At 44.5% G+C, this 18789-nt stretch carries 12 protein-coding genes; 10 read left to right on the top strand and 2 right to left on the bottom strand.

Annotated features, from left to right (window positions below; all coding sequences use genetic code 11):
• Window positions 1–112 precede the first annotated feature (112 nt).
• The 3 genes from E5S67_RS00060 (at window position 113) to E5S67_RS00050 (ending at window position 3945) form a co-directional block, all read left to right on the top strand.
• Window positions 113–1252: a Gfo/Idh/MocA family protein gene (locus E5S67_RS00060; RefSeq protein ID WP_172184240.1), complete on the top strand. Its 1140-nt coding sequence runs from the start codon at window positions 113–115 to the stop codon at window positions 1250–1252.
• 108 nt (window positions 1253–1360) lie between these two features.
• On the top strand, window positions 1361–3196 hold the full coding sequence (locus E5S67_RS00055) for a CHAT domain-containing protein (RefSeq protein WP_172184237.1): 1836 nt from the start codon (window positions 1361–1363) through the stop codon (window positions 3194–3196).
• Window positions 3197–3363: 167 nt separating this feature from the next.
• A complete protein-coding gene (locus E5S67_RS00050; protein WP_172184234.1) occupies window positions 3364–3945 on the top strand; it encodes a hypothetical protein in 582 nt (193 codons plus the stop codon).
• A 210-nt stretch (window positions 3946–4155) separates the two neighbouring features.
• Here the strand turns inward: E5S67_RS00050 and E5S67_RS00045 are convergent, their stop codons facing one another.
• On the bottom strand, window positions 4156–4410 hold the full coding sequence (locus E5S67_RS00045; protein WP_172184231.1) for a hypothetical protein: 255 nt from the start codon (window positions 4408–4410) through the stop codon (window positions 4156–4158).
• Between the two features lie 130 nt (window positions 4411–4540).
• On the opposite strand from E5S67_RS00045, the gene E5S67_RS00040 reads away from it, so the two are divergent.
• The 7 genes from E5S67_RS00040 to E5S67_RS00010 all read left to right on the top strand — a co-directional run bounded on the left by E5S67_RS00040 (window position 4541) and on the right by E5S67_RS00010 (window position 16531).
• Window positions 4541–7045, top strand: a complete 2505-nt coding sequence (locus E5S67_RS00040; RefSeq protein ID WP_172184228.1) for a glycosyltransferase family 2 protein — start codon at window positions 4541–4543, stop codon at window positions 7043–7045.
• 46 nt (window positions 7046–7091) lie between these two features.
• Window positions 7092–7364: an AAA-like domain-containing protein gene (locus E5S67_RS33885; RefSeq protein WP_172184226.1), complete on the top strand. Its 273-nt coding sequence runs from the start codon at window positions 7092–7094 to the stop codon at window positions 7362–7364.
• A gap of 139 nt (window positions 7365–7503) precedes the next feature.
• Window positions 7504–8292: an SAM-dependent methyltransferase gene (locus tag E5S67_RS00030; protein ID WP_172184223.1), complete on the top strand. Its 789-nt coding sequence runs from the start codon at window positions 7504–7506 to the stop codon at window positions 8290–8292.
• A gap of 87 nt (window positions 8293–8379) precedes the next feature.
• Window positions 8380–9237 (top strand): tetratricopeptide repeat protein, encoded by an 858-nt coding sequence (locus E5S67_RS00025; protein ID WP_216670102.1) that lies wholly within the window; start codon window positions 8380–8382, stop codon window positions 9235–9237.
• Between the two features lie 65 nt (window positions 9238–9302).
• Window positions 9303–10697 (top strand): tetratricopeptide repeat protein, encoded by a 1395-nt coding sequence (locus tag E5S67_RS00020; protein ID WP_172184217.1) that lies wholly within the window; start codon window positions 9303–9305, stop codon window positions 10695–10697.
• 97 nt (window positions 10698–10794) lie between these two features.
• Entirely contained in the window at window positions 10795–11073 is a 279-nt protein-coding gene (locus E5S67_RS00015; RefSeq protein ID WP_172184214.1) for a hypothetical protein, read from the top strand.
• A gap of 112 nt (window positions 11074–11185) precedes the next feature.
• Window positions 11186–16531, top strand: a complete 5346-nt coding sequence (locus E5S67_RS00010) for an AAA family ATPase (RefSeq protein WP_172184212.1) — start codon at window positions 11186–11188, stop codon at window positions 16529–16531.
• 588 nt (window positions 16532–17119) lie between these two features.
• Here E5S67_RS00010 and E5S67_RS00005 read toward each other — a convergent pair.
• On the bottom strand, window positions 17120–18553 hold the full coding sequence (locus E5S67_RS00005; RefSeq protein WP_172184209.1) for an ABC transporter substrate-binding protein: 1434 nt from the start codon (window positions 18551–18553) through the stop codon (window positions 17120–17122).
• Window positions 18554–18789 lie beyond the last annotated feature (236 nt).

The following is an 18789-nucleotide window of genomic DNA, read 5'->3' as shown; positions in this document are numbered from 1 at the left end:
GATTTGGACACGGATACACGGATTAATTATCGAGCGTCATGCCGATGTTGAATTCATTAGTTATTTGTTAGTTGCTACCAATTCCCAATTCCCAATTCCCAATTAGAAAATTATGTCAAAAATTGGCGTGGCAGTAGTCGGTACAGGTTTCGGTCAAAAAGTGCACCTTCCCGGATTCCAGGCACATCACCGGACAGAGGTTGTGGCTGTTTACCACCGGAATTTAGACAAAGCAAAGGCGATCGCCTCTAGCCACAATATCCCCTACGCTTGCGACTCGATAGCCGATATAGTAGCCATCCCGGAAGTAGCGGGTGCCAGCATTTCCACGCCGCCATTTTTGCATTATGAAATGGCAAAAACCGTCTTAGAAGCAGGCAAGCATTTATTATTAGAAAAACCCACAGCCCTGACAGCCAATGAAGCCAGGGAACTTTACCGATTGGCAAACAGCGAATCTCAAACCGATTTAAAAAAGGGTGGTGCCAGAGCAATTGCCACAATGGACTTTGAATTTCGATTCATCCCCGCATGGCAAATGCTAGCAGAACTATTGGCAGCAGGATATGTGGGAGAAAAGCGTTTAATTAAGGTTGATTGGCTGGTGTCGAGCCGTGCTGATGCTACTCGCCCCTGGAATTGGTACGCGCAAAAAGAGCGTGGCGGCGGAGTTTTGGGCGCGACTGGTTCTCACGTTTTTGATTATATTAGCTGGCTGTTCGGCCCGCCGCAGAGGCTTTCTGGGCACTTGATTACAGGAATTTCGGCGCGGCCCGATCCGAATGATTCGGGAAATTTAAAATTAGTTGATGCAGATGATTCTTGCACGTTGATGTTGGAAGTAGCCGGGGGAACGCCTTGTCAGGTTTGTTTGAGTTCTGTTACTTATCAAGGGCGGGGACACTGGGTGGAAATATACGGGAGTAAGGGTACGTTGGTGTTGGGAAGCGACAACCAGCAAGATTACGTACACGGATTTCGCTTGTGGGGTTCCCAAGGTGGAGCACCTTTAGCTGAAATCAAAATTCCTCAAAGATTGGAGTTTCCTCAAGTTTATCCAGACGGGAGAATTGCACCGTTTATTCGAGTAGTAGATAGGTGGGTAGAAGCAATAGATGCGGGTAAATCGTTGATACCCTCGCTCAGAGAAGGGGTTTACTCGCAGTTGTTGATGGATTTGACCCAGGAGTCGAATGCTACGGGAACTTGGGTAGATGTACCGAATTTAGATAAATTTTTGGGCACTAAGTAAAAGTAATAACTCCCAAAGCAATCTCGCGCACTCGATCACACCCCAAACCCGATAAACTACTAATAGAGAAACTCAATCCAACCCTATATCCAGAGTCGGTAGTTGTGAATGGCGCGCCCTGAAAGTCCTTGCCTCAGTATAGCGATCGCTCGCCTGAGAACCGCTGGGGCAAACCATTTTGCCACTTGGGTTCTACAAGCTCCTTATCCCAGCGGGTACGTTCACCACGACTGTATGTGGCCCGATACCCTATCCCAATCATGGAAAGCTTGGCAGGAAATGTTTTCGCCCTCCGGGACAATTCACGAATTGCCCCTAAATCCAGATGCCAGTATATTCTCGCCGGAAAACAGCCAGAATATACTGGCACAAACTGAACAACGAACCCCTCACTCCCTACAGCTACCTCCACCGGCGCCATCTGTGCCGATCCACCTCGGTCAAGCGGGGTGGGGCGACAGGGGGGAGCAGAATCCGCCGCCGCCACCGGCCAGCTACAGCAGTCGCCTGATGCAGCATTTGGGGATTAATCTTTGGCAGTGGCTGTTTGAAGGGCCGATTCAAGGTAGTCTCCAGGAAAGTAAAGGTATCGCGATCGGGCAAAATCTACCCCTGCGAGTGCGCGTAGATTTGCGCGAACCGTATTTAATTGCTTTGCCTTGGGAAATTATGCAGCCTCAAGCCGGTCAACCGGCGATTTCTCTGTCGCAGCAACTGCTTTTCAGCCGCACTACCAGCAATGTTGAACCTTTGCCACCCCTGCAGCCTGCGGAGTCACTCAACATTTTGCTAGTTTTGGGACAAGCAGAACCCGGCCGCGGTGCTAATTCTCAATTTTCCAGCAATAACGGTCATTTGCAGTTGGGAGAAGAAGCACTCGCCCTAGCTGGTGTTCTGGAAAGTGCTTTTCAAACCGACGAGAGCGGCAAATATTCTGACATCAGCGTTCCGACTCGTGTCGATACTCTGATCGAACCTACTCCGGCGGAACTCATTTCTCGGCTGGAAACGCAAGCTTACAATATTCTGTTTTACGCCGGCCACGGGATACCGGGGCCCGATGGCGGCTTGCTGTTTTTGGGGCCGGACACCGCGATTAACGGTACTGAACTGGCTCAGGTGTTAGTTCGGTGCCGCGTGACTCTGGCGGTGTTTAATGCCTGCTGGGGAGCTCAGCCGGCGGTGGAGATGCTGCACTCAACTAACGGCCAGCAACAGGCGATCGCCCGCAGCAGTTTGGCTGAGGTACTGATCCATCACGGGGTGCCTGCGGTGTTAGGGATGCGCGACTCGATCGCCGATCGCGAGGCCCTGAGTTTTATTCAAACTTTTGCTCAAGCTTTGGCCGGGCGGATGTCGGTCGATCGGGCAGTGGCCGTCGCCAGACAGCAGTTACTGACACTCTACAAGTTCAATCAACCGGCTTGGACGCTGCCTGTGCTGTATATGCACCCTGAGTTTGACGGTCAGCTAACTGAGCTGGTTGATGACCTAAAAACTGAATTGCCTTTAAATTCTTCTACTTGGCTGGGACGGTTGCCATCTTGTGCTTATTTGCGGGGGCGCGATCGACCAAATGCCAAATCCACCGAATCGACCAATCAGGTTTGGCCGATTCGCGCGGGTATGGTTCGAGTCGGACGCTGGGAAGAAAACGACGTAGTGATTCGAGAACAGTGGGTTTCTCAAAAACACGCCGAGATTTTCTGCAGAAACAGTATCGGAGATAGCCGCGAAGAACCTAGCTACTTCCTGCGGGATTTTTCTCGCTACGGGACTCTAGTTTTGGGGCCTGAGGGATGGCAGAGAGTTCACCACCAAGAATTGCTGCTGCGCAGCGGCACTCAGCTAAAATTTGGCAGTTCTCAAGGTCAGATTTTTGAGTTCACTATTGAGGTTCCAAAAACTTCGGGCTACAGTGAGACTGATTGCGGAACGAATTAAGATGCGGGTGTAGCTAATGAAGGCGAGGGGCGAGCGGCACAGCAAAGTTCTGGGCGTTGAATCTCCAGTCTGAATTTAAAAGAGTTACTTACCACTGATAGCTCGCAACTAGCTCTTGGCACAGTCCCCCTTCTATAATTTTCCTTTTCCCCCTGAGGTATTACATCATGGCTACCCAATCTCCTGATTCTGAATATTTTCGCGACTCACAAACTCAAGCCCAGATGGAACTTCTCGCCACAATAGTTCAGGCTGATGTTGCTTATCCCTGGAATCCTGCACAGCTTGAATCAGAATCTTATTTGAGTGCCGCAGAGCAGGAATTTGCGCTGTCTGATTCCTTCAGCGACAGCGATATTGCCCTGAAGTCGCAAGTTTTATTTTCGCAATTAGAACAAGTTTGGCTGACGACTGCTCTCCAAAAGTCTTTGCGCGAAAAATTTACTCGCGTTCCTCAAGCTTTTCTGACCAGCATCGCTCAAAGCGTACAAAACGCAACTGTTAAGTATCAATCTTTAGCTGACCAAATGGTAGAGTGCGTGTTAGATATTTTGCCTCAGTGGGGTGAGGAAGATTTGCAGGTGTTGGCGCGTCCTTTGGCTTATGCCATGCGAGATGTTGATTCGCAAGGGGTGGAATTGGTCGTGGCGACTCAAAGACCTTGGGTCCAATTGTCGGAAATAGAACAGGCGAGAGTTAGTTTGGCTGTCGCCCGCTATGCAATCTCGGAATTAGCAGTTTCTGATTAATTGTTTGATGACTGGGTTTTTGTGCTGGGATCGCGGTAATTTTTTTAAATTAATATAAAATTTCTCTACCTTTAGCTAGATGTCAAATTAGTCTAATTGTTAAACTATATGGATTGCTATACTTTGATATAGCGATCCTATTTGATTTGTATACACGTTGACACTCCTAGTAGTTTTATGAGGATTTTCTGTCCTCACTACAAACGAATTTTATTGCGGTTGTTCGATCGCACATAATATCAAGGATATGTTGCTGTTATAGCCACCGCGCGTTCGATTGCTTCTGACTTCTCTCCTAGATCGCTTTTTTAAAGCCTTCTTGCTTTTTCTCTCGGACTTCTTCCTGACATCCGTTACCTCCGAAGAAAGGGAATCCGTTGCCGAACTTCCTTCAATATCTGTTATACTTTGCCCGGATTGAGCCCGCCGATCAGTTTGCCACGAGCAAGCAAAATCAACTATCATACAAGAATCACAATGTTAAAAAATGTAAATACAATCATTGGGGTGTCTCGGAATTTTTAACAGGATTAAAAAGTGGACAGCAAGAAACCCTGACTGTTACAGGTACAATCGGGAATTTTAAATATATTTTATGACAAATTCAAGATTTGACCTTCAAGACTTGAAACCCCGCTTTTGGCGAATTTCGCGGGTGCCGGCAGCAACGCTAGTCGTGTTGGGAGCTCTTGCTTTCGCTGGTGCGATCGCCGGAGCCTGGTTTGCCAATGAAGGTACAGTCAGCGGTATTTTTGCCACAATCAACACTTGGCAGCAAAACCCGCCTGTGTTGCTGCAAGTGCCTGCTACGAGCAAGATGTATTTGTTAGTGCCGACTTTGGTGCTGGTTTCGGCCGCTTTAGCTGCAATTAAAATTTCGCCTCAACCGCAGAAATGGTCGCGCGCTGTGGTAGTTGCAATAGTTCTAGCTTTAACCATTCGCTACGTTTTGTGGCGATCGCTCGCTACTCTAAATTTAACCGATCCCCTCAACGGTATCTTTAGTTTGGGGCTGTTTTTCTTAGAAATGGTAATGGTTTTTAACACCAGTATTCAACTGTATTTAATGCTGAGAATGAAAGACCGGCGTCGAGAAGCCGATCGCATGGCAGTTGCAGTTGAAGCTGGAAACTTCGCTCCGGCAGTAGATATTTTTATCCCAACTTACAACGAACCGGCGTTTATTTTACGGCGCACAGTAATCGGCTGTCAAGCTTTAGATTACGCTAACAAAAAAGTATATTTGCTCGACGATACCAAGCGCCAGGAAATCAAATTGCTGGCAAAAGAACTGGGATGCGAGTATATAACCAGACCAGATAATATTCACGCTAAAGCTGGAAACATCAATCATGCCACAGCCCTAACTAATGGAGAACTAATTGTAGTTTTCGATGCAGATTTTATTCCCACTAAAAACTTTTTAACTCGAACAGTGGGATTTTTTCAAAATCCAGAAATCGCCCTCGTTCAAACACCGCAAAGCTTTTACAACCACGACCCCATCTCCCGCAATTTAGGTTTAGAAAATGTGCTCGCGCCGGAAGAAGAAATATTTTACAGGCAAATTGAAATCATCAAAGACAGCGCCGACAGCGTGGTTTGTTGCGGTACATCTTTTGTAGTTAGGCGGAGTGCTTTAGAAATAGCGGGAGGCTTGGTCACAGATTCAATCTGCGAAGATTATTTTACCGGAATTCGGCTATCAGCAACCGGATATCGCTTAGTTTATTTAGATGAAAAATTGAGTGCTGGTTTGGCGGCTGAAAATATAGAGGCTCATCTAAATCAAAGGCTACGCTGGGCTAGAGGTACGCTTCAGGCATTTTTTATTGATTCCAACCCTTTAACAATTCGCGGTCTCAGATTCGTACAAAGGCTGTCTCATTTGGAAGGATTGCTGCACTGGTTTACCAGTTTAACCAGGGTTTTATATCTGTTGATACCTTTAGCTTATTCGTTTTTCGGCATAATTCCTTTGCGGGCAAGTGCGCGGGAATTGCTGTACTTTTTCGTGCCTTACTATTTGGTACAACTTACTGTGTTTTCTTGGCTGAACCGCAGATCGGGATCGGCTTTGCTTTCCGATATTTATTCGTTCGTCCAGTGTATTCCTTTAGCGGTGACGGTCGTGAGTTCCATGCTGAATCCCTTTGGGAAGGGGTTTCAGGTGACGCCAAAAGGAATTGCGAGCGATCGCTTTAGTTTTAACTGGAATTTGGGATGGCCTTTGATTGTCTTGTTCGCAGCTACAGCCTTCAGTTTGTGGCACAATTTAAACGTTAATTTAGTTAAAAATGTGTGCAACGTACAGTCAATATCAGAAAGTGCACATTGTTTGTCAAAAGGAATGAGTTTGGGATGGATTTGGAGCGCTTACAACCTGCTGATGATCGGGATTGCATTACTAATTTTGGTGGACATTCCTAAGCCGGACATTTACGAATGGTTCAATTTACGCAGGGTTGTACAATTGAATATTGGCGGTAAAAGTTTTTGGGGTATAACCACTGTAATTTCGGAAAGTGGCGCTGAAGTTGCTCTGACTCAGTGGCCAAGCTTTGCGGTGAAAGGTAAGGGTAGTAAAGAGAGTTTGACGCCAGCAGAGATTTTACCAAAATATGCCGTTCAGACAAATTTATCGCAGGGTAAAATAAACGCGCTCCCTTGCAGTGCGGCAGTCAAAGCAAGGAGATCGCTAGCGCCGTCTGTTGTTGAGTTCGGCACTGAGCGTCGTTTGGCCAAAGGTTTGATTGATTGCGATTCGGCGACTCTGGAAATTATGGAAGAGAACTGTTTTATTCCTGTGGCGAAGATTGAGCTGGTGAGGGATAAATCTCAGTTAGAGTCGAGTTTTAGGGATGCAGCAGGGTGCAATTTTGCGGAATTTCCCACTGTGCGAATTGCGTTCGATCGCCTGAATATTAGCCAGCACCGCTGTTTGATCGAAATGCTGTACTGTCGCCCGGGCCAGTGGAAGCGGCAGGAAACTCCCGGAGAATGGCGATCGCTGTGGCTGTTGTTAAGAATTGCTTTGAAACCGAGGGCTGTTTTTGAGAGGAATAGGTCAGTGAGACCGATCGGAGTTTCGCAACTTTAGAGCAAATTTCTCCTCGTTAGGAATTTTTCACCGCTGATATCAGCAGATGAAGGTTGATGGATTTTTAGATTACCTTACCTCATATCTTTTAAGTAATATTGCAAAAATATTTATACATTTTCAGTTAGCAAATAGAAAAAGTTTTCAAGATTTGGAAAAATTCTTGCGGTGGTTCTGCGCCAACGTCGGTTTGGGTTTGCAACTGGGCAATCAAATAGCAGAATATGGGGATGAGTTATTTGACAGTCAGGTTAGCTGCAAGATGTACTCCGAGCAGTATTTGCTACTCTCAACAACCAAACTTTTAGTGTTAGTTTGAGACGATATCGATCGCTTGTTTGCCTATCTCAATTTGACGATCGACTTTTTACCTCTTAGCAGCTTTAATTATATAACTAGCAATTTGCGTTACTACCATAACTGAAACACATTTTGCGATCGCTTGGAGGAAGTTACATTTGAAAACGGGATCTTTAACTGTTGTCGGGACGGGAATTCAATTAGTTGGTCATCTGACCTTAGCAGCGAAGGCGTGGATCGAGCAAGCTGACAAAGTTCTGTTCGCCGTAGCCGATCCTGTTACTGCTAAATGGCTACAGACACTCAATCCCACCGCAGAAGCCTTACCTTACAATACCAACAATCAGCGGCGTAGAGAAACTTATCGAGAAATGGTCGATCGCATTTTGGCTGAAGTTCATCAGGGTTTGAATGTTTGTGCGGTTTTTTACGGTCATCCCGGTGTTTTCGCTTACCCCACCCATGAAGGGATTAAACAGGCGCGCCGTGAAGGTTTTAGGGCGCAAATGTTACCAGGAATTTCAGCGGAAGATTGCTTATTTGCTGACTTGGGTCTTGACCCAGGACGCAACGGATGTCAAAGTTTTGAAGCGACAGATTTTCTGATTCGGGGGCGTAAATTTGACCCGACCAGTGCTTTAATTTTGTGGCAGATTGCGACGATCGGCAATCTGGGTTTTTATCAAGAAGGGATTCAATTGCGCGGTCTAACTGTGTTAGCTGAAGTGTTAGAAACATACTATGGTTCTGACCACGAAGTAATTGTTTACGAAGCAGCGGTTTATTACCCGGTTTGCGAGCCAGTTATCCAGCATATTCCTCTGTCCAAACTGGCTGAAACTCGTGTTACTCTAGTTTCGACACTTTATGTTCCGCCTCAAGCGCCTGCACCTGCAGACAGTGAAATGATGGCGCGGTTGGGTATGTCTTTTGTTAAGGAAACTTAAGGTATTTTGCCAAGCAAATGTAGTAAGAACTACACTTTTTGGCCAGCAGATAAAAAGTGTATGTGTTAGAGGAGAAAAAATGTGGTAATGTCGCTTTATATAGAACAAAACCCTGACGATGCTAAGGCTCTGGCTCATCGTGGTGAAAACCATCGGCTGACGGGACATTTTGGAGCAGCTTTAGACGATTTCAAGCGATCGCTCGCGTTGGAACCTGACAATGCTTGGGCGATCGCACACCGGGGCGAAACCTATTATTTGATGAAACGCTATCAGGAGGCATTCGCAGATTTCAACCGCGCCATTGAACTGAACCCTGATTATAATTGGGCGATCGCTCACCGAGGCGTAACCTACCGCTTTCTGGGAGAAGCATATTACCCAAAGGCGCTGGCTGACTTGGATCGAGCAATTGAGCGTCAGCCGGATTATGTTTGGGCGATCGCTTATCGCAGCCGCATCTATGAGTTGATGAAGTGTTACAAGCAATCCCTGATTGACTTTGATCGAGCGATCGCCCTTGACGAAACCATATTTGCGGGGAAAAATTGGCAAATTGAGAAAGGGTTGATCCTTTGCTATGACGGTCAATATTCTGAGGCGATCGCCTGTTGCGAGCAGAGGTTGCAACAGGTTGCTGATGACACTACAGCTTTGTACTGCATTGCCGTATCTAAGGCGCGTTGGCAGGGAGTGGACAAAGCAGCAAGCGAAATCGAGCGATCGCGGACAGCATTGCTTGCTCAATGGGAGACAGGCGATCGGGGAGATATTCTCTACCGACTCTGCGGCTTAGCAATTTTGGCAGGGAACTGCGAACAAGCATGGCAGTATCTGCGAGAAGCTATTCCGATCAATTATGAAGCCATTGAGTTAGTCGGTCACGATCCAGCTTGGTTGGATTGGCGGGATGACCCGAAAACTCTGGCATTGCTCGCTAGTTAAGTGTTTGAGAAAACAAATTTCAAGTAATTCAACATCAAGTAACATTTCAGGAGGATTTTATGCAGATGGATATCGAAGACCTGATGATGGCCCAACAAGCAGAAACTCTTCGCTTGTCAGGGGCTTACGAAAAGGCGATCGAGATTTTTGAACAACTCCAAATGTATCCTGACAATGCTTGGGTTAATGCCCACTTAGGAGCAAGCTATTACCATTTAATGGATTATGGGAAAGCAGAACATTATTTAAATCAAGCGATTCACAAAAACGATAGGTATTTCTGGGCTCATGCACAGCTAGGTGAAACCTATCGTCTTCGAGCAATTACGGAAAGTAAGGAAAGGCAAAAATATGTTGATTTAGCTATAGATTGTTTCCAAAAAGCGCTTAACTCTAAACCACCAGAAGACAGTAACTATGCCTGGGCATTAGCTCACTTGGGAGCAACCTATCGCCTGAATATAACTAACGGTATCAGCCAATTCCTTGAAGAGTTGATATTTCCGCCATCAAGCACAGAAAAATTATCAGGAATAGAAATTATAAAACTACAAGTAGAAAAGGCTTTGAAATGCCTTAACAGAGCGATTGAACTCATGCCTACATACGCTTGGGCATGGGGTATGCGAGCGACAGTTTACAGATTGGCTAAAGACTACGAAAATTCATTCTGGGATTTGGAAGTTGAAGCTGTAATAGCTCCGAGTATGGAGATTATGCAACAGTCTTCTTCTCCCGTTCCATTCTTAAAAAGTGGCAGGGTAAATCTTTACGAACACGCTTTCCTGTCTTTTTATTTGACCAAGAATCAATCAGGCGATGACAAAAAAAGACATTACGTTAGAGCGATAACTTTTTTCCAACAAGCTTTGATACTTAGTCCAGGTGACTTGATGGCTAAGCTAATTCTCACCATAATTGAGGCTAACCAAAAGAAGGAAGATGGGGGCTCATTAAAACCAGATGACATTAAAAATATTCAAATAAAATTAGAGCAATTTTTTGAAGATACAGAAGTGGAGTTTTGCCAAAAATGTAAAAAGATATTGCGATATCTAATTAATGTTCCAGAACCGTCAGTTAGTATAGAGCAGTTTGAATCGATAAATAAGAAAGCTGAGAAGGGAAATAAATTAAAGGAGCTTATTTTGGAAGAGGTGATAAATGACCCTACATCAGGTGTTGAAAAAGAGCCTCAATTATGGCTATGGAAAAACTTTGATCTGAAAGAGATGTGCAGTTATATTCTTTTCTTTCTTTGTGAAGTAAGCCATCTTCTGGGAAACAAAAGTAATATTGGTACAGAAACGGCTTATCTAGAGCTTGCACTTCTCATCAATCCTTACTACGTTACAGAAAGGCTTTATCAAACTCCTGTGTTTTCAGATAAAGAGACAACAGAAATATTTAAAGAGTTGCACGATGATGGAATAGTGTTAAATTTTTCTGAACCCAATTAATGAAACCCTTAATTGCCAGAAAATCAACTGAAAAAATCAATGACGATTAGTTTAGTTCTTAACTGTTCGCGAGCTGAGAGATTTAGGAGAATATCCCATGAGTAACCTATTGGATTTATTAACAGATTTAGCACTTGACCCCAAGAAACAAAGTGCTTTCATCAATAACCCCAGTTCCTTAATGGACGAAGTGGGTTTATCTGAAGTAGAACAGACTGCAATGATGAGTGGTGAAAATGCTAAAATTGCAGCACTCTTTGCAGACGAACGAGTGCCGCTTGCCATTACTGCAATCGATCCCGGACCAGATCCCCTGCCAGATCCAGACCCTTTTCCTCCTTCTCCACCGCCAGACCCCAAACCTGACTCTGACTAGGATGTGGTATTGAAGTCAAACCCCTCATAATTTTCTACACTTGGGAAAGTAGATTGATTTTTCATCAACTCAAACCGCACTTGTTGCGGTTTTTTGTCCTAAAAACTTAACTATGCAAAATTACCAAATTACTGAAAAACTGCATGAGAGCAGTAACTCGTTAGTCTATCGCGGATATCGGCAAGCAGACAATCTGCCTGTTATCCTCAAAATGCTCAAAGAATCCTATCCTTCACCTGAAAAAATTGCCTGGTTTAAGCGAGAGTATGAAATAACCCAAAACATTAACTTACCAGGCGTAATAGATGTTTACAGCTTCCAAAACCTAGAAAATCAGTGGGTAATTGAGTTAGAAGATTTTGGCGGCGAATCCCTCAATCTGATAATCGCTAAGAAGCAATTTACAATTGCTGAATTTCTCCACCTGGCAATTGAGATTGTTGACATTCTCGGTCAGATTCACCAGCAGTATATTATTCACAAAGATATTAACCCATCAAATATTGTTGTAAATCAGCAGACAGGTAAGCTGAAGCTAATTGATTTTGGAATTTCTACAACCCTGTCGCGAGAAAACCCAAGTTTTCTTAACCCGAACGTATTAGAAGGAACGCTAGCTTATATCTCGCCAGAACAAACAGGTCGCATGAATCGAAGAATCGATTACCGCACTGATTTTTACTCGCTGGGGATAACTTTTTATGAATTACTAACCGGACAGTTACCTTTCCCCACGGATGATGTTTTGGAATTAGTGCATTGTCATATTGCTAAACAACCTATCCCACCGCACGAAGTCAAACCAGAAGTTCCACCTATTATTTCAGCGATCGTGTTGAAATTAATGGCAAAAAATGCTGAGGAACGCTACTTGTCAGCATATCAAATAAAGGCAGATTTACAAGAATGTCTCAGACAGTGGCAGAGCAAAGAGCAAATTGACCCTTTCCCAATCGCTCGCCACAATATTTCCGATCGATTTCAAATTCCCCAAAAACTGTACGGGCGAGAACGGGAAATTTCTGCCCTATTAGCTGCTTTCGAGCGAGTTAGCCAAGGAACCAGTGAAATGATGCTGGTTTCTGGATATTCTGGGATTGGAAAAACAGTATTAATACAAGAGATCTATAAGCCGCTGACTCGCCAACGCGGTTATTTTATTGCTGGTAAGTTTGACCAGTTTCAACGAGATACTCCCTACGCATCCTTAATTCAGGCATTTCGTTCGTTAATACGGCAGTTACTAACAGAAAGCGATGCCCAAATTAGCAAGTGGCGAGAGAAACTCCAAGCAGAATTAGGGGAAGCTGGAGGGGTAATCGTTGAAGTTATTCCTGAAGTAGAACTAATTATTGGTTCGCAAGCACCCCTACCAGATATGCCTCCAGCAGAACAGAGGAATCGCTTTAATCTGGTTTTTCAAAAATTTATTAAGACATTTACTCAGCCCGAACATCCATTAGTAATTTTCTTAGACGACTTACAGTGGGCAGATATAGCCTCGCTGGAATTAATTCAACTGCTGATGACAGTAGCAGATAATAAATATCTATTTCTCATGGGCGCCTATCGCGATAATGAAGTAACCGAGGCGCATCCGCTAACTCAAATTTTGGAAAGTATTGCCAAAGCAAAAGTAACAACCATTAATAAAATATTGCTGGCACCTTTAGCGTTAACCGATATTACGCAACTTTTAGTTGATACGCTTTTTGCGGAATCAAAAAATGCTAAGCCACTTGCCGAGTTGCTCCAGCAAAAAACTGGTGGCAATCCGTTTTTTATCAATGAATTCTTAAAATCACTGCATTCTGAAGCATGGTTGTATTTTAACTACGAATCTCAGAAATGGCAGTGGGACTTAAAACAAATCAAAGCGCAACCGCTTACAGATAACGTTTTAGAACTAACGAGCAAAAAAGTAAAAAAACTCCCGACAGCAACTCAGGCAGTCTTAAAATTAGCAGCTTGCGTAGGAAATCAGTTTGACTTGAAAACACTGGCGATTATCTACGAAAAATCTCTCCAAGAAACAGCAACAGATTTACGGTCAGCACTCCAATCGGGTCTAATTATACCCCTCAGCCATGCCTATCAGTTGGCGGAACTTGATGTAGCAGGTTTGTCAGATCGGTTAGTTGCAGAATACAAATTTGCCCACGATCGCATTCAACAAGCAGTTTACTCTCTCATCTCCGAAGCAGATAGACAGTCAGTACATCTGCGCGTGGGCAGGTTGTTACTCCAAAATACACCATCTGAAGAACTGGCACAGAAGCTGTTTGATATTGTCAATCATTTGAACAAAGGTCGTGCGCTGATCGAGCGACAAATAGAGCGATACGAGTTAGCTCGATTAAATTTACAGGCAGGTAAAAAAGCCAAATCTTCAGCAGCTAGCCAACCCGCTTTCAATTACCTTCAGATCGGCTTAACTTTGTTAAATAAAAAGAGTTGGTCGCAGCAGTACAACCTTACCTTAGATTTGCATTTAGAAGCAGCAGAAACAGCTTATACAATTGCCAACTACGATGAAATGGAGCGCTTAGCTGGGGTAGTTTTGCAAAAAGCCAAAACGCTGTTAGACAAAGTAAAAGTCTATGAAATCAAAATGCAAGCTTATTGCGCCCAAATGAAATTCCTAGAGGCGATCCAAATTGGGCTGGAAGTTCTGAAATTACTTGGGGTCGAATTACCGGAACGACCGAACCAATCCGATCTGACACGAGAGATGGAGCAGATAAAATCTGCTTTAGCGGGCAGGCAAGCCCAGGAGTTAATTGACTTAACGCAAATGACCGACCCGTATAAACTAGCAGCTATGCGGGTGATGAACTACTTGATGAGTCCTGCGTTCATAGCAATTAATCAACTGAGCTTGTTAATTTGGTGCCGACAGGTGAATTTATCGATTCAGTATGGTAATGCTGCTAGCTCTGCTTATCCATACGTGGGTTACGGGCTGATCCTCTGCTCGTCAGGAGAGCTTGACGCTGGCTATCAGTTTGGAAAACTTGCTTTGAACTTACTAGAACGATTCAAAGATAAAACATTCAAAGCAAGAATTTATGTAATATATATGGGATTTATCAAGCATTGGAATGAACCGCTCAGAGACACGTCTTCTTTTTGCATGGAAGCTTATCAATGTGCGATAGAAACAGGAGATCTTGAATATGCTGCTAGTGTTAGGCAAGGCTATGCTTACGCTTTGTACCTCAGCGGTGTGGATCTGACCGATGCCAAGAAAGAGACGGCGAAAGCCCTTGAAGTTGCCTATCAAACTAAACAGGAAGCATACATTCATTGGGCTAAAATCTATATGCAGGCGATCCTGAACTTGGCGGATCAAGTAGAAAATCAGTGCTATTTGATTGGTGAAGTATACGATGAACAAAAGATGATACCAGTTCATCTAGAAAGTGGCGATCGAACTGCGCTCATGCACGCTTATTCCCATAAAGTTATCCTCTGTTATCTTTTCGAGGAATTTCAGAAAGCTGTGGAGAATGCAGACCGCTTTGAAGAATACTCAGCTAATGCCACTTCGTTTTTTATTCTCCCTGTTGTCTATTTATATGATATGTTAGCCCGACTGGCGCTATATCCTAATTCCTCAGAAACGGAAAGAGAAGAAATCCTGACAAAGGTTGCTGCTAAACAAGAAAAAATGGAAACATGGGCAAAGCAGGCTCCCATGAATTACCTGCACAAATTCTATCTAGTCGAAGCGGAACGCGATCGCGTATTAGGCAACGATAAAGATGCCAGAGAATATTACGACAAAGCCATCATCTTAGCCCGCGAAAACGAATATCTCAACGAAGAAGCCCTCGCCTACGAACTAGCAGGCAGGTTTTATTTAGCCAGAAACCAAAATCATGTTGCCCGTCACTACCTGCAAGATGCCCACTATGCCTATCAGCGTTGGGGGGCTGTAGCTAAAGTCAAAGATTTGGAAGCGCGATACCCGCAATTTTTAGCCCTTCAGTCGCTTAGTTCAACCCGAACAGATACTGAAAATAATATCATCAATCCAATCACCACAACTGGTAGCAGTTCCGGCGAAGCGCTAGATTTTGCCGCAGTAATGAAAGCATCCCAAGCTATTTCCGGTGAAATCGTTCTAGAACAATTATTAAACCAGGTGATGAAAACTGCGATCGAAAACGCAGGCGCCCAAAAAGGTTTTCTGATTCTGGATAAAGGCGGGAATTGGGCGATTGAAGCGGAAGCAGCATTAGAATGCGATCGCATTACCATTATGCAATCCATTCCCGTAGATTCCGTAGATCCTGCAACTGGAATTCCCCTCCTATCAACCGCCATAGTTAACTACGTCGCTCGCAGCCACGAAAATGTAGTATTAAATAACGCCACCGATGAAGGACAATTTACCCGCGACTCTTACATTACCGCAACTCAACCCAAATCTATTCTCTGCACTCCCCTACTCAATCAAGGCAAACTAGGTGGAATTCTCTACTTAGAAAATAATTTGGCGATCGGCGCATTTACCTCGGAAAGAGTGGAAACTTTAAAAATCATCGCCGCTCAAGCCGCGATCTCGATTGAAAATGCAAGTCTATACGAACAATTAGAAGAGTACAACCGAACTTTAGAGCAAAAAGTAGAAGATCGCACCGCACAATTAGCCCAAGCTAATGCAGAAATATTAGTTTTGAACGATCGGCTAAAAGTAGAAAACCTTCGCATGAGCGCCGAACTAGACGTAACCCGCCGCCTGCAACAAATGATTTTGCCTCAACAGCAGGAATTAGAGTCAATTGAAGGGCTAGAAATTGCTGCATTCATGGAACCGGCTGATGAAGTTGGCGGCGACTACTACGACGTACTAAATCACGGCGGTAAAGCCACAATTGGCATCGGTGACGTGACAGGACACGGTTTAGAAAGCGGCGTGTTAATGATTATGGCGCAAACAGCAATTCGCACTTTATTGGTTCACAATGAAACCGACCCAGTTAAATTATTGCAGACAGTCAACCAAACGCTTTTTGACAACGTAGAGCGCATGAATTGCGGTAAAAGTATGAGCCTTTCTTTGCTGGAATATCGGGGGGACAACATCCTGCGTTTGAGCGGACAGCACGAAGAGGTGATTGTCGTGCGTTCTAGCGGCGAAGTAGAGCAGATTGATACCATGGAGTTAGGCTTTCCGATCGCCTTGGAACCAGATATTGCCGATTTCATTGCTACTACTGAAATACAGTTAAATTCCGGGGATGTTGTCGTACTCTACACAGATGGAATTACCGAAGCTTTTGATATGAATAAAGATGAATACGGTATCGAGCCATTGATTGAAGTTGTTGTCCTTAACAGGGAACAGTCAGCAACAGAAATTAAGCAAGCTATTATTGACGACCTGCGGCGATACATCGGGGAGCAAAAAGTATTTGATGATATTACTTTGGTAGTAATCAAACAGAAGTAAGTATGGGAGAATTTAGTTGCGGCAGTGTCAGTGTCCTATTGTTTCCGGTTGCACCCGAATGATATTGAGTAGTCCGACAGTCCGACAGGGAATGAATTCCCTGCCTCAAAGCTAAAGTCCTCTGAAGAGGACTAATGATTTTAAAAATTTTTATTCTCATATCGTTTCCGGTTGGGTGGGAATGATAAAGGCAAGGTCGCGCAATTCCACATTCCCCCACTCCCCATCATAAGGAGTGTAACCGGAATTGATATCAGTCCTCTTCAGAGGACTTTAGCTATTAGACAGGGGTTTCAACCCCTGGCGGACTGCCGGGTAGGCGGGAGGATTGATGGACTAAAAGCTTAAGTTGACACCAATGGGCAATGCCGTTTACCTACGCTCCAATCATCAAAAACACTTAATGAGAGATGTAAGTCTCACCCCATTAATTGTAGGGAAACGGCACTGCCGTGTCCTGATTGTGCGTAATATGAATTCCGATGCCAGCGGATTTGATATAACTACTGATCTTGTAAGCCTTTCTGCTTGAGCAGCCCTAGAACTTACCACTGAATATTATAACCTACATTGGCGATCGCAAATAGTTTACAAACCGGATATCGGCACAAAATCGTAACCGTAACTCGTGCGATTTCCGGGTTTAACAGTTACTAACTGAACTGCGCGATTGCGATCGCCCGAAGGTAAAAACCGAATCGGGCCCGATGCTCCATTTGCCGAAAAATCTGAGGCCGATAAAGCTTGTTGAATGCCTGTACGAGTCGGATTGCGCCCTAAACCGGCAATTAACGCGATCGCCGCATCGTAGGCTAAAGCTGTGCGCCAACTTACTTCAGCATTCCAAAGTTGTTTGGATGTTTGGGGAAAGTTTGACTGCGGATCTGCGAGAATGTGCCAAGGAACAGCCAGCACCATATCTGTTGCTCCTGCGCCACCGATTTGCAGTGTTTTAGCAGTATAAGCGCCGTCTCCTGCTAGTAACGGCAGCCGTTTGGCGTTTACTTGCACTACTTGCAAAGCTTGGTCGATCGTGGCTGAATTGGATGCTAACAGAATCACTTCGGCTCCTTGGGCGATCGCATTTTTAACGCTATCGGCTGCATTAAAATTGCCCTTAGCAAAGTCAAATTCGGATACGATTTGTCCTCCATCTCCGTAAAGAGCCGTGGTGAATTCATCTCTTAAAGATTTGCTGTAACTGCTGGCAGAATTGAAAACTACAGCAGCTTTTTGCTTTTGCAATTTTTCCACCATATAGCGGGAAAGAGCATTAGCCGCAAACCGATCGCTCGGCACTGTCCGAAATATATTTTTGGCAGATCCTGAGAGCTGCACAGACGTACTTGTGGGAGAAATTGCTACTAATTGTTTTTGCTGGTAAATCTTGCTGGCTGCTAGCGTCGTATCTGAACCAAAATGTCCGATTACTCCTAAAATTTCCGAGTTATTTGCTAAAGCGCTGGCAATTTGTGCCGCCATTTCTGGGTTGTTGTCATCGTTAGCAATTAACACTTTTAAGGAAGTACCGCTAATGCCGCCGCTTTGGTTGATTTCATTTTGAGCTTGAGCTACCCCCCGCATAATTTCTAGAGCAGCATTGATATCGCCACCAATGGGAACTGCGGTGGCAATTGTGTAGGATTTGCGATCGCCGATGCGGGCGTTGTTGAGGTAAATTAGTGCTTCGGGATCGTTGCGATTGGTTTTCAGCGAAGCTTGTAAGTCGGAAATAGCTGCGTTATAGTTGCCAGATGCGATCGCCTGTACTGCTGCTTGTTTGGTTGTTGTTGCTTGCTCTGGAATTAACAGTTTTTGTCCGGCACTCAGACGCTGCCCAATTGCCTGCTCTGATTGCGGCGAATTCCCCGTCGAAGAGTTGGGAAATGTCTGATTTGGGGGTGATGAACCTCCGAGATTGATGCCGCCTCGGCTTGTCAGCCACCAAATACCTGCACCGGCTAGCCCGATCGTAATTAGGAGCGATAATACCAGAACAACGGTTTCATTTTTTTGGGACATGGCTGTACAATTTTAAATTTTAGAAATAACGAAGTTAGAAGCAATCAGGAAGGCACTCTCAGAGATTTTTACACGGATATACGGATTAATTATCGAGCGTTCCTTCTGATGTTGAAGTCAGAAGTCAGAAAAGCTACTCTACTTATATAGCAATTCCATTTGAGATGTAAATATGTATTTCGATGGTAAAATAGAAAAGTTTGATAATAAATGAAAGGGAAGAAAGCAAATGGAAG

The organism is Microcoleus asticus IPMA8 (assembly GCF_013179805.1).
In the GTDB taxonomy this organism is placed as follows: Bacteria; Cyanobacteriota; Cyanobacteriia; order Cyanobacteriales; family Microcoleaceae; genus Microcoleus; species Microcoleus asticus.
Note: the sequence above shows the minus strand (reverse complement) of the source record. Positions and strands in the feature narration are given on the sequence as shown.

What these genes read in the sequence shown, in the direction of transcription:
- E5S67_RS00060 (WP_172184240.1), top strand. Translation starts at nt 113, where the DNA reads ATGTCAAAAATTGGCGTGGCAGTAGTCGGTACAGGTTTCGGTCAAAAA.
- E5S67_RS00055 (WP_172184237.1), top strand. Translation starts at nt 1,361, where the DNA reads ATGGCGCGCCCTGAAAGTCCTTGCCTCAGTATAGCGATCGCTCGCCTG.
- E5S67_RS00050 (WP_172184234.1), top strand. Translation starts at nt 3,364, where the DNA reads ATGGCTACCCAATCTCCTGATTCTGAATATTTTCGCGACTCACAAACT.
- E5S67_RS00045 (WP_172184231.1), bottom strand. Translation starts at nt 4,410, where the DNA reads ATGATAGTTGATTTTGCTTGCTCGTGGCAAACTGATCGGCGGGCTCAA.
- E5S67_RS00040 (WP_172184228.1), top strand. Translation starts at nt 4,541, where the DNA reads ATGACAAATTCAAGATTTGACCTTCAAGACTTGAAACCCCGCTTTTGG.
- E5S67_RS33885 (WP_172184226.1), top strand. Translation starts at nt 7,092, where the DNA reads ATGAAGGTTGATGGATTTTTAGATTACCTTACCTCATATCTTTTAAGT.
- E5S67_RS00025 (WP_216670102.1), top strand. Translation starts at nt 8,380, where the DNA reads ATGTCGCTTTATATAGAACAAAACCCTGACGATGCTAAGGCTCTGGCT.
- E5S67_RS00020 (WP_172184217.1), top strand. Translation starts at nt 9,303, where the DNA reads ATGGATATCGAAGACCTGATGATGGCCCAACAAGCAGAAACTCTTCGC.
- E5S67_RS00015 (WP_172184214.1), top strand. Translation starts at nt 10,795, where the DNA reads ATGAGTAACCTATTGGATTTATTAACAGATTTAGCACTTGACCCCAAG.
- E5S67_RS00010 (WP_172184212.1), top strand. Translation starts at nt 11,186, where the DNA reads ATGCAAAATTACCAAATTACTGAAAAACTGCATGAGAGCAGTAACTCG.
- E5S67_RS00005 (WP_172184209.1), bottom strand. Translation starts at nt 18,553, where the DNA reads ATGTCCCAAAAAAATGAAACCGTTGTTCTGGTATTATCGCTCCTAATT.